At 66.0% G+C, this 1,665-nt stretch carries 1 protein-coding gene; it reads left to right on the forward strand.

What is annotated here, in order from left to right; translation table 11 throughout:
- The first annotated feature begins 67 nt into the window (after positions 1–67).
- Positions 68–1,635, forward strand: a protein-coding gene (locus DID96_RS37595; protein ID WP_124604355.1) for an IS3 family transposase whose coding sequence is annotated in 2 segments (ribosomal slippage) — positions 68–506 and positions 506–1,635 — 1,569 coding nt in all. Because the reading frame shifts where the segments join, the coding sequence is not laid out codon by codon here.
- The last annotated feature ends 30 nt before the right edge of the window (positions 1,636–1,665 follow it).

The following is a 1,665-nucleotide window of genomic DNA, read 5'->3' on the forward strand; positions in this document are numbered from 1 at the left end:
CCCCCCGCGTCAGAATAGATGCCGCCCGGATAGAATTGGAACCTGGGGGCAGTAAAGAGAGAATGAATTGGCGCGATACGGACAGACATTCAAGGACAGAGCAGTGGCGCGGTTGTTGCCGCCGGAGAGCGCGACAGCAGAGGACGTCGCACGCGAGATCGGTGTGAGCGTGGATACGCTGGAGCGCTGGCGCAGTGACGCACTGTCCATGCCCGCTCGCGAGCGGGCATGGACAGCGACCGCCCGATTCGAGGCGGTGTTGAGCACGGCTGCGATGGATGAGACGGCGCGCAATGCCTGGTGCCGTGAGCATGGTGTATATCCCCAGGAGCTGGCCCAGTGGCGCACGGCGGCCACGCAGGCGCTGGCTGAACCCGAGGAGGCCCGTGCCAGCCCACGGCAGACGAAGCAGGATCAGCGTCGCATCAAGGAACTGGAACGCGAACTGCGGCGCAAGGAGAAGGCACTGGCCGAGGCGGCAGCGCTGTTGGTGCTGTCAAAAAAACTCGGGGCGATCTTCAACACGGACAAGGGCGAGGACGCATGATCGGCCTCGAAGATCGCCAGCTTCTGGCCCGGGAAATTGAATCGGCGAATCGCGCGGGTGCACGGTTGCACCTGGCCTGCGAGGTGGCTGGAATCGATGCGCGTACCCTGCAACGCTGGAAGGCCCATCAGGGGCTCGTCAAAGGCGACGCCCGGCCCGGCGCGAGCCGCCCGCTGCCTGCGCATGCGCTGAGTCCCGAGGAGCGCGCGCAGGTGCTGCATGTGGCCAACGAGCCGCGCTTTGCCGACATGCCGCCGGCGCGGATCGTGCCGATGCTGGCCGATGAAGGCGTGTACATTGCCAGCGAATCGACCTTCGCACGCGTGCTGCGCGAGCATGGGCAAATGACGCGCCGTGGCCGTGCCAAGGCCCCTTCAGGCACGCGCCCACCGACCACGCACATCGCGACGGCACCTCGCCAGGTGTGGTGCTGGGACATGACGTTCCTGCCGGCGACGGTGACCGGACGATGGTTCCACCTCTACCTGATCCTGGACCTGTACAGCCGGAAGATCGTGGGCTGGGAGGTGCATGACAGTGACGCTGCCGAACATGCCGCGCATCTGGTGCGCCGCACGGCCCTCGCCGAAGGGATTGCCGCCCTTGAGGCCAGACCGGTGCTGCACGGCGATAACGGCGCGACGCTGAAGGCCACCACCGTGCTGGCGATGCTGCACTGGCTGGGCATCAAGCCGTCGTATTCGCGCCCCCGCGTCAGTGACGATAACGCCTACGCCGAGGCGCTGTTCCGCACCGCGAAGTACCGGCCGGAGTTCCCGGCCGCAGGCTTCGATGATTTGAATGCAGCCCGCACCTGGGCTGCCAGCTTCGTGCACTGGTACAACGTCGAGCACCGTCATAGCGGTATCCGCTACGTGAGCCCTGCGCAGCGCCATGCGGGCGAAGACCATGCGATTCTGGCCGCGCGCCACGCGCTGTACGCAAAGGCGCGCGAACGTAGTCCGTCGCGCTGGTCAGGCGACACGCGCAACTGGACACCGGTTGGTGCCGTGACGCTCAATCCTGAACACGACGCTGTCGTTTCGATGGCCCCGCACGTCGACAGCAAACAGCCTCTGGCTGCATGAATCAGGCGGCAACTACCTTGACGCGCGCCG

It is taken from the genome of Burkholderia sp. Bp8963, from assembly GCF_003854275.1.
Classification (GTDB): Bacteria; Pseudomonadota; Gammaproteobacteria; order Burkholderiales; family Burkholderiaceae; genus Burkholderia.